This window comes from Candidatus Cloacimonadota bacterium (assembly GCA_028706475.1).
Classification (GTDB): Bacteria; Cloacimonadota; Cloacimonadia; order Cloacimonadales; family Cloacimonadaceae; genus UBA5456.
On record JAQWBI010000050.1, the window covers coordinates 1 to 9,876 of the forward strand.

Below are 9,876 nucleotides of genomic sequence, written 5' to 3' on the forward strand. Positions count from 1 at the left end.
GTTGAAGGCTTGTTACTCCAACCACTGAAGTTAGGTTATAAACCATACCAGGATCACATCTATTAAGGAGGATTTATGCGACGCTTGATAAGCTTAATGTTTTGGTATCTTGCGCTTGTGATGCTATTGATACCAATATCCCTTGATGCGCAAAACAGCCACGATTGGAATTGGGTGAACCAAATTTCCGGAGTATCTCAGCAACGAGCACAAGCCACCGTTTGTGATATGGACGACAACGTTTATATCTGCGGGTTCTACCAGCTTGCAACCACTTTTGGCACAATCACTTTAGATGGTTATGGCGATACGGATATATATGTAGCCAAGCTTGATCCTGACGGAAATTGGCTGTGGGCTACAAGAGCCGGAGGTGGCGGTCCCGATGAGGCTTTGGATATCGATGTGGATGATGAAGGAAATGTGTATGTGACGGGTGGATTTGAAAGCAGTGCCATATTTGGCGATATTGTATTGGAAAGCCAGGGAAATAAAGATATCTTTGCCGCAAAGCTCGATAGCGATGGCAACTGGCTGTGGGCTACGGGAGCCGGATGTTTCGACGGCGATCAAGCCTATTCAATTGCTGTAGATACTGATGGGAGCAGTTGCATTACAGGTTTCGTTGGCGGTACGGTAAGTTTTGGAGCTATCGAGATTGTACCCTATGGATATTTTGATTGCTTTTTAGCAAAACTAAGCGCAGATGGAAACTGGGAGTGGGCAAATCGAGCCGGGGGCACAAATCATGACGAGGGAAAAGCTGTGACAATCGATGATTCAGGCTACATCTACCTGACTGGACGTTATCGCGGAATAGCAAGTTTTGGGGAACTCTCCCTAAACAGCCATGGAGCCAATGACGGATTTATAGCCAAACTGGATGTTGACGGTAACTGGCTCTGGGCAAGAACCTTTGGCGGTTATGCCTATTATGACGATGTTTGGGATATCAGCTTGGACTTAATCGGCAATTGTTTCATCACCGGAGATTTTTATACTGATGGTACTTTTGGAGACTTTGTATTGCAAGGCAACGGTTCTCAAGACCTATTTGTAGCTGCCATAGACTCCTCTGGTACCTGGCTATGGGCAAACAGCGCTGGAGCAGGAGGATCAGATTCGGGAGTGTGCCTTGTCGTGGATAACAACCAAAACACTTTTGTGAGCGGAAACTTCCAACAAACCTTGAGTTTTGGCGTTACTCAGATCACCGCAGTAGGAAACTGGGATATCTTTTACGCTAGTTTGGATTCTAACGGAAACTGGACTTGGGCTACAAGCATCGGTAACACCGGTAATGACTGGACTGGAGGAATAGCTTTCGACAGTAACTACGATGTCTGTGCCCACGGTACTTTCTACAATTCAGTGCCCTTTGGGGATATTATACTAACCAGCATTGGCGGTACCGACGCCTACATCGCTCTGCTCGATCCTGATGGAAGCCCTGTCATCGATCCGCATGTCCCTTCAGTATCGGACTTTGCAATCCTATATAACCCCATGCCAAATCCCGCTTTCAAAGGCTCACAAATCTCTGTGGACACAAGTGTATCACAAGCCACAAACGCTGTATTGGAGATGTATAACATACGGGGACAGCTTTTGCAGACGCATCTGGTAAACGCTGTCAGGCAAACCTTCATCTTCGATAGTGAACCCCTTGCCTCGGGAGTATATCTGTTTCGCTTGAAATGCAAGGATGGTAGCAGTATAAAGAAGATAAGCGTGATAAAGTAACGGAATTTTCCTCACTTATCCCTTCGGCTCACTCTGAAGATAATGCCGTACCGAAGCAGATGTCATCGAGTGATCATCCCGTGAGCACTAGATGATAACGGCTTGATATCTGGATCAGTACTATGTGATGTATAGAGGAGGAGGAGAAGAACGCTGATGCGAGCATCAGCTTGTCGTATAAGATGTGGGAACGTGGAAAAAGCAAAAGTCTTGACAGATAGTTCTAAGATAAATGCTTAGTAAACATGATGATGAATTATAAATCCCGATATGCAGCTATCGCCTTGTTTTCCGGAGGATTGGATAGCTTACTGGCAGTGAAATGGATGCAGAAATCCGGCTATAAAGTATTCCCGGTTTACTTCCTCACGCCTTACATGCCCATCGACCGTGCCCTGGAATCTGCCGCTGCGAATGGTATTGATCTCATTGTTAGGGATATCAGCAGAGAACACCTACAGATGATGCAAGATCCTGATGTAGTGTTTGGCAAACACATGAATCCCTGCATTGACTGCCATGCTTTGATGTTCAGGATTGCCGGGGACATGTTGGATGAATTGGATGCGCAATATCTGATTTCCGGGGAAGTATTGGGGCAGCGTCCGATGAGCCAGCGCAAAGACGCCATGAATCGCGTGGCGAATCTTAGCGGATATCGGGATATTGTGGTGCGTCCTCTATCCCAAAAAAATCTGCGAGACACAAAGCCTATCACCGAAAACTGGGTGGATAAGAATGATATGCTGGATATATCCGGCAGAGGAAGATATCGCCAGTTGGAACTGGCAGAAGAGCTTGGCATAAAAAGTTTCCCTGCTCCCGCTGGAGGTTGCCTGTTGACGGATAGGAATTACTCTCTGCGCTTGAAAGACCTGCTGCAATACAGTCAGACAGATCCCAAAGACCTAGAATACTTGAAGTATGGACGCCATTTTCGGCTTAGTCCCGGATGCAAACTGATCATTGGCAGGGACGAAGCGGAGAACCTGAAGATTGAAGAGCTGATACCCGATACCACTCTGAAAGCGCTAGATATCACCGGACCTTTGGGAGTTATTTCCGGCAGATGTGATGATCCAGACCTTTTAAACCTGGCTTTGAGCATATTCTGGTATTATCATCCCAAAGCGCCCAATGAGGGAAATGCGATAATCAATTCTGCCCTTGGCAGTTCCACATACATGTGCCGAAAGGCTGACCTGTACACAGTTCGTAAACACAGATTGTCTTATGACTAGACAAAGGATGTATAATGCTGAAAATCGAAGCTTATGAGTTACTACCATCTTTCCAAACCAATACCTGGCTGCTGTGGGATGATGAATCCAAAGACGCCATCCTGGTAGACCCCTCTGCCCCGTCACCAATGCTGATTGATGATATTAAGAGCCTTGGGGTGAAGGTTCATGTTATTATACTCACGCACGGACATGGAGATCACATTGGCGGGATTCCGTATTTCAAAAGCAATTTGCACTGTCCTGTAGCCATTCATGAAGCTGATGCACCTATGCTGATCGACAACAAAAAGAACTTTAGTGAGTTTATGGGAACTCCCCTGGAACCCGCTCCAGCGGACATTATGCTGCACGATTCCGATATTGTGGAAATGGGAGCTACAAAAATTAGCGTGATACATACCCCTGGCCACACACCGGGATGTATATGCCTGTTGGCGGGTAAATTCCTGATCTCCGGTGATACACTGTTTGAACAGAGCATCGGCCGTACAGATTTCCCAGGCGGAAGTCATGAACAGATAATCCATTCCATCAAGCATAAGCTGTTTGTACTCTCTGAAGATACTGTGGTTTTCCCGGGACACGGCCCCCGTACCTCCATTGGTCTGGAACGGCAGAATAATCCCTTCGTAAGGTAGTAAATAATGCAAAATATGGTACTGATCCTGGATTTCGGTTCTCAATACACTCAGTTAATAGCGCGCAAAATCCGTGAAGCTGGTGTGTATTCTGAGATTCATCCTTTCAACATTTCTATCGATAAAATTCGAGGACTAATGCCCAAAGCTCTGATCCTCTCCGGTAGTCCCTATTCCATCACAACTGCCAATGCACCAATGCCCAGTCCCGATATTTGGGGCTTGGACATACCCATTTTGGGGATCTGTTTTGGCATGCAACTGATAGGAGAGCATTTTGGCGCAAAAGTAGCCTCAGCCAGCAAGCGCGAATATGGTAAAGCGCAGCTCCGCATTCTTGCTCAAGACAGCTTGTTCCACCGGGTTGAACACGATGCTCAGGTGTGGATGAGTCATGCAGACAAAATCGACAGCATTTCGGAATGCTTTCAGGTGTTAGCAGCCACAGCAAATTCGGACAATGCTGCAATTAAGCATAAAGACCTGCCCATTTATGCTTTGCAGTTTCATCCTGAAGTTCATCACAGCTTGTGTGGCAAACAAATCCTGCACAACTTTCTCTTTGAAATATCCGGCCTGCAAGCGTCCTGGAATGCCGGTTCCTTCGTAAATGATGCCATCAGTAAGATTCGAGCAATGGTAAATGAAGACAGAGTGATCCTGGGGCTTAGTGGAGGCGTGGATTCATCGGTGGCGGCAGCGCTGTTGCATCAAGCTATCGGTGACAGATTGATCCCTATCTTTGTGGATACTGGTCTGATGCGCTATCGTGAGAAAGATAGGGTAAAAGAGATGTTTCGGGCTTATCCTACTCTCAAAATCAACTTCATAGATGCTTCAAAGCTGTTCCTGAGTAAACTGGAAGGCATCTCCGATCCAGAACAGAAACGAAAGATAATCGGTGCCACTTTTATAGAAGTCTTTGAAGCTGAGGCAGCCAAATTCCCTGATGCCAAATGGCTGGCCCAGGGAACTCTGTATCCGGATGTAATCGAGAGCGTGTCTTTTAAGGGGCCGTCTGTTACCATCAAGAGTCATCATAATGTGGGCGGCTTGCCGGAGAAGATGAAACTGAAGCTGGTGGAACCTTTGCGGGAACTCTTTAAGGATGAGGTTCGGGAAGCAGGCAGAAAGCTGAATCTTCCTGAAGAATTGGTGGAGAGACATCCTTTTCCGGGTCCCGGATTGGCAGTTCGTATATTGGGTGACATCACTGCAGAGAAAGTGACGCTGCTGCAACTAGCAGACGACATATTCATCGAAGAGCTACATAAATGGAAGCTGTACAACGATACCTGGCAGGCATTCGCAGTACTGCTGCCTATTCACAGCGTAGGGGTAATGGGCGATGAACGCACCTATGAACAGGTATGCGCATTGCGTGCTGTGAATAGCGTTGATGGCATGACCGCTGAAGTAACGAACTTTCCCTTTGCTTTTCTGATGCATGTTTCAAATCGTATTTGTAACGAAGTGAAAGGCATCTCACGGGTGGTTTACGATATCAGCTCCAAACCGCCGGCAACCATCGAATGGGAGTAAGGGGTACAAACAGGATTCGATAGCATCCATCTAGCTGGAGCCAAAGGAATGTGCGTAGATGCTATCCCGCAATAAAACCGGCTCCCAGAACCAGTTCATCGCGATAAAAGGCGACCACCTGACCAGGCGTGATGGCAGATACAGGACAAATGAATTGTACCAGATAACGGCCATCATCACAGCGTGATAACACACATTCCTGAGCTTTATGGGCCAGGCGTATCCGTGCTGTACAATGCAATGTATCCTTAGGTTCAGCGATAGACAGCCAATTGATTTCAGTGGCATACAGAGTATCGCTGTAGGTATCTTCCTCTTCCCCGATGATCACACGGTTGTTTTCGTAGTCTATGCCAATCACATATTGGGGACGGGCAAAACCAGCCAAGCCCAACCCTTTGCGTTGCCCAATGGTGTAATGGATCAAACCCGAGTGACGCCCCAGTATCTTTCCCTGTTTGTCTACAAAATCACCCGGATTGAAGCCTCCTGTGGCAAAAAGCGGACTGTTATCGACGCTCTCCAGGAAATCCTGGCTTTCTTTCTTTTTGATCAGGTAATCATAACCGCGAGAAGTAGCAAACGCTTTGATTTCTTCCTTCAGATATTCACCCAAAGGAAACATCAGGATGGCAAGCTGCTGTTGAGAGAGCATACTGAGGAAATAGGATTGATCCTTTCGCTTGTCTTTGGCTTCCAGAAGCTGATATCTGTCTGTTTTATCATCGAAACGGATACGGGCGTAATGTCCGGTGGCAAAGCAGTCAAACTCCACTCCCAGATCTTTGGTTTTGCGAATTAGCTCGTCAAACTTGATCCGGCGATTGCATATTATGCATGGATTTGGTGTAAGACCCTTCAGGTAACTATCAACGTAGTAATCCAGCACACAATCCTTGAATTCACGTTCCAGATTGATGATGTGGTGCTCGATGCCCAGCTTTTGCGCAGAACGTCGGGCTGCTTCCAATACTTCCGGTTCTGATGGCCCAAAACAGCCTCGCTTGTCAGCTTGAACAATCCCACTTGCCGGACTCCATTTTGCCATGGTGACCCCGATTACTTCGTGGCCTTGTTCTTTCAACATCAGGGCACACATACTGCTGTCTATACCGCCGCTCATGCCCAGGGCAATCTTCATGAATGAACCTCAAAAAAGCTTTCCAAACGCAGTATCGTTCGCGAATCCAATGGCTCCGGCAGCTCACCCTCCAGATTCAGGAAGGGAAGATCTATATGCTTCTTAAGTAGTAAATTATCTATCTGCAGATGACAAAAAGCCTGAGTATAGCCAATGATGGCATCAAGACCTCGTAATGAGATTTGCTCCCTGATGTCCTTCAGTCTGTCCAAAACACTGTAAGGATAAGTGTAAACCAAGTACTGGTCAACGATATCAGGGCAGATGTATGGCATGGAAAACTGGCGCTGTACCTCGTTGAAGATCACATCACCACCAAGTTCGGATATGCAATCGTACAGATTCCGAAAGATTGGCGGTACTCCTATGTAACCGAGGCGAAGACGTGTGGGAAAGGGATCACTATGCTCTGCATTGTACAGGAAATTGTCCAGTTCAGTCTCAAAAGCTTGCGGATCACCTTGAAAATCTGAAGAATTGACCAACCAAAGATGGTTATCCCTGCCACAAACCTGGCGGTCAAGATATGTTAAGGTATCCAATCTAAGGAGCTTTTTGCGGATGGAATCCAACCATGCTTTTACTTCCATGCTTTGTTTACGGGTAACACCATAATGAGCTTCCATACGGGCTATTTCCCGATCCAACGCGGCATATTCACGCTCTGGAGGGAATGAAAAGCGCCATACGGGTATAGTCTCTTCTGCAATCATCTCCAACAATGAATTGGAATTGGAGCAATCTCCCTGTACTATGCCTATCACTTCATCCAGATCTGAGCACAGAGCGGCCGAAAAATTGCCCTTTATCCACGAACACAGGCTACGGGGAAAGCCTTTCAATTCTGCATTGTGAATGTGCTTTGCGGAATCCTGGCATAAAAAGATATTGTTCAAATCCACCGGAACATGCCCTGCCGCATACAGCACCTCCACCGGCAGAGAAGTGGTAAATCCTATGCGCTTAGTCTTCACAGGCAAGCTCCAGATACTTGTCTTCCAATTCGGCTATTTCTCTGCTCATGCTCTCGAAATTGCGTTCCAGCTCCTTATCTTCGTCCATAAGTTCTTTTACTCTTTGAGCATCACTGTACGTAGCAGAATCAGCAAGTAAACCATGAATATGTTCTCTACGCAGTGTCGCATTTTTCTGAGTCATTTGAATGGTCTCAATCTCTTTATGTAGTTGTTCTAAATGCCAGGGATTTATCTTCTTCTTGCGCTCTCGGGGGGCTGGAGCCTCTTTTATGATTTCCGGCTCGCTAAAAGCCAGTTCAATAGCGGCTTCCGCCGGTCCTTCCACCTCTTGAATTGTGTTGAACACACTACCCGTTTCCTGCAGCTTGCGAAACACCCAGAACTTATTTGCCAGTGAGCTAATGAAATGCCTGTCGTGAGATACAAAGATGATACTTCCGTCGAATTCATTTAAGGCCTCCAGCAACGCATCGCGCATGGGGATATCCAGGTGATTGGTAGGTTCATCCAGTATCAGCAGATTTGGCTTTTGATGAATCAATACACTCAGATAGAGCCTGGATTTCTCACCACCGGACAGCACACTCACATATTTATCCACATCTTCTCCGGTAAAAGAGAATCTGGCCAGCCAACTGAGGACGTATCCTTTGGGAGCGTCCGGTACTAGTGACCACAGTGTATCCATCACCGTCTTATCTTCGTCCAAAGCATTCTGGTGTTGATCGTAATAGGCAGTTTTCAGACTGGCTCCTATCTTGAGCTTACCGTCCAACAACCCATGCTGGCCCAGAAGGATCTTTAGCAAGGTGGATTTCCCACAACCATTGGGGCCTATCAACGCAATCCGGTCTTGCCAATGAGCTTCGATATTTATACTCTTGGCAAGGATTAAACCGGAGTGAATCCCAATTTTGGCATCTTTTAATGTGAATACATCGTTACCGCTACGGTCTGCAGATGCCATGCGCAGATGAACTTTTCTGGCCTTCTGAGGTGTGTCCACGGTATCCAGCTTCTCCAACATCTTCAATCTGCTCTTGGCTTGGGATGTCTTTTGGCTTCCCATATTGCGACGAATAAAATCCTTCGTCTCTGCGATGAACTTTTTCTGGCGCTCAAACTGACGTTCACGGCTTTTCCTGGCTATTTGATCCGCTTCATACCAACTGCTGTAGTTGCCCTTGGTGATACTGAGTCCTGAATGACTCAGGCTGTATATAGTGCGGCAGACGTTGTCCAAAAACACACGATCGTGAGATACCACCATGTAGGGGCGTTCATGAGAACTAAGGTAGTTTTCCAGCCAGCGCGTCATAGCAATGTCAAGATGGTTTGTCGGTTCATCCATGATCAATAGATCAAATTCTGCAAGTAGCAAGTATGCAAGACAGATGCGGGTTTGCTCTCCCCCACTGAATTCCGCTATTTTCTTTGCCCGATCCTGAACCCCAAAACCAAGAGAATCCAGCACATACTTGATCTCATTCTCGTGTTCAAAGGCTCCACAAACATGCATCTTTTCCACTACGGCATCCAATTCAGCATGCACGGCTCTATCTTCTTTCACAGAAAGTTGTTCGGATAAAGCTGTCATGCGATTATTCAAGTCCCGAATATCGCTGCGCGCAGATTCTATGTACTCCTGCAAGCTGATATGGGGATTCAAAACCGCGTTTTGTGCCAGATAAGCAACCCGGCAATTGCGGGCTTTGATTACCTGACCTTCGGATAGGCGTAGTTCACCCAGCATCAGTTTGATAAGCGTGCTTTTTCCGGAGCCGTTGGGACCTATCAAACCAATTCGGCTGTTGTGTTCGATTGTGCAATTAATCCCTTTCAGGACATAAGTTCCGGCAAACTCGATCCCCAGATTAATGCATTGAATCAGGCTCATGTATGTATCTCTCTTCTTTCTTCATCGTTCATCTGTGCAATGTCCTGATGAGCCGTATGTTGTCAAATACATTTTATATAACATGGTTGTACAATAGCAAATGAAGTCTCTGGGCAAAATCGAGTAGGGTGATGCTGGATGATCAAATCCAGCATCATCCCTCTCACAGAACCGTGTGTACGGGTCTCGTACACGGCTCCTGATAATCCTTGTAATTAGCTCATGATCGAGAGTGTCGAAGCACTTCGATAGATCCATATCCAATGCCCAGGGAAGGTCGTACCTAACCAGGAATTGTTGTGCTTTGGCCACTGCATGCTGGCACGATCTTCTGGGACGATATCCATAACTCGAGGGATGGAAGTCCGGCTCACAGATCGGCTGTATTACATTCAGGATGGCTTGTTGCACCACTCTGTCTCTGACATTCGGTATGCCCAATGGCCTTTTTCTGCCGTCCGGTCGGGGTATTTCTACTCTTCTTACCGGAGAGGGCTGAAAGGTCTTTGTGCGTAGATATTCATGAAGTTGATTGATATTCTCTACAAGATTTGCTTCAAAGTCTGCGATGCTCTGATGATCCACACCCGCTGCTCCTTTGTTACGCTTGACGCTTTCAAAGGATGCATACAGGTTCTTCAGCGCATAGACCTTGTCGATTAAACTGTAGTACTTTCTCATGACGTTCCTTGTT

General features: G+C 46.6%; 8 protein-coding genes. 4 read left to right on the plus strand and 4 right to left on the minus strand.

The genetic code is table 11. From position 1 onward, the window contains the following. Positions 1 to 75: 75 nt before the first annotated feature. The 4 genes from PHF32_07715 to guaA all read left to right on the plus strand — a co-directional run bounded on the left by PHF32_07715 (position 76) and on the right by guaA (position 5,167). Positions 76 to 1,743 (plus strand): T9SS type A sorting domain-containing protein, encoded by a 1,668-nt coding sequence (locus tag PHF32_07715; GenBank protein ID MDD4560602.1) that lies wholly within the window; start codon positions 76 to 78, stop codon positions 1,741 to 1,743. A 248-nt stretch (positions 1,744 to 1,991) separates the two neighbouring features. Then, positions 1,992 to 2,984, plus strand: coding sequence for a tRNA (5-methylaminomethyl-2-thiouridylate)-methyltransferase (locus PHF32_07720; protein MDD4560603.1), 993 nt, complete (start codon positions 1,992 to 1,994; stop codon positions 2,982 to 2,984). A gap of 14 nt (positions 2,985 to 2,998) precedes the next feature. Continuing rightward, positions 2,999 to 3,625 carry an MBL fold metallo-hydrolase gene (locus PHF32_07725; protein ID MDD4560604.1) on the plus strand — a complete coding sequence of 209 codons (627 nt, stop codon included), beginning with the start codon at positions 2,999 to 3,001 and terminating at the stop codon, positions 3,623 to 3,625. 6 nt (positions 3,626 to 3,631) lie between these two features. Further along, positions 3,632 to 5,167, plus strand: coding sequence for a glutamine-hydrolyzing GMP synthase (gene guaA / locus PHF32_07730; protein ID MDD4560605.1), 1,536 nt, complete (start codon positions 3,632 to 3,634; stop codon positions 5,165 to 5,167). 61 nt (positions 5,168 to 5,228) lie between these two features. Here the strand turns inward: guaA and mnmA are convergent, their stop codons facing one another. From mnmA to PHF32_07750, 4 genes are all read right to left on the minus strand, one after another. Then, positions 5,229 to 6,308: a tRNA 2-thiouridine(34) synthase MnmA gene (gene mnmA / locus PHF32_07735; GenBank protein MDD4560606.1), complete on the minus strand. Its 1,080-nt coding sequence runs from the start codon at positions 6,306 to 6,308 to the stop codon at positions 5,229 to 5,231. Continuing rightward, positions 6,305 to 7,282: a 2-hydroxyacyl-CoA dehydratase gene (locus PHF32_07740; GenBank protein MDD4560607.1), complete on the minus strand. Its 978-nt coding sequence runs from the start codon at positions 7,280 to 7,282 to the stop codon at positions 6,305 to 6,307. Before PHF32_07740 ends, mnmA begins: the two co-directional genes overlap by 4 nt. Continuing rightward, positions 7,272 to 9,182 (minus strand): ABC-F family ATP-binding cassette domain-containing protein, encoded by a 1,911-nt coding sequence (locus PHF32_07745; protein MDD4560608.1) that lies wholly within the window; start codon positions 9,180 to 9,182, stop codon positions 7,272 to 7,274. The genes PHF32_07740 and PHF32_07745 overlap by 11 nt, the downstream gene beginning before the upstream one ends. 21 nt (positions 9,183 to 9,203) lie before the next feature. Next, positions 9,204 to 9,876 (minus strand): reverse transcriptase domain-containing protein (locus PHF32_07750; GenBank protein ID MDD4560609.1); only part of this gene is annotated, 673 nt, incomplete at its 5' end.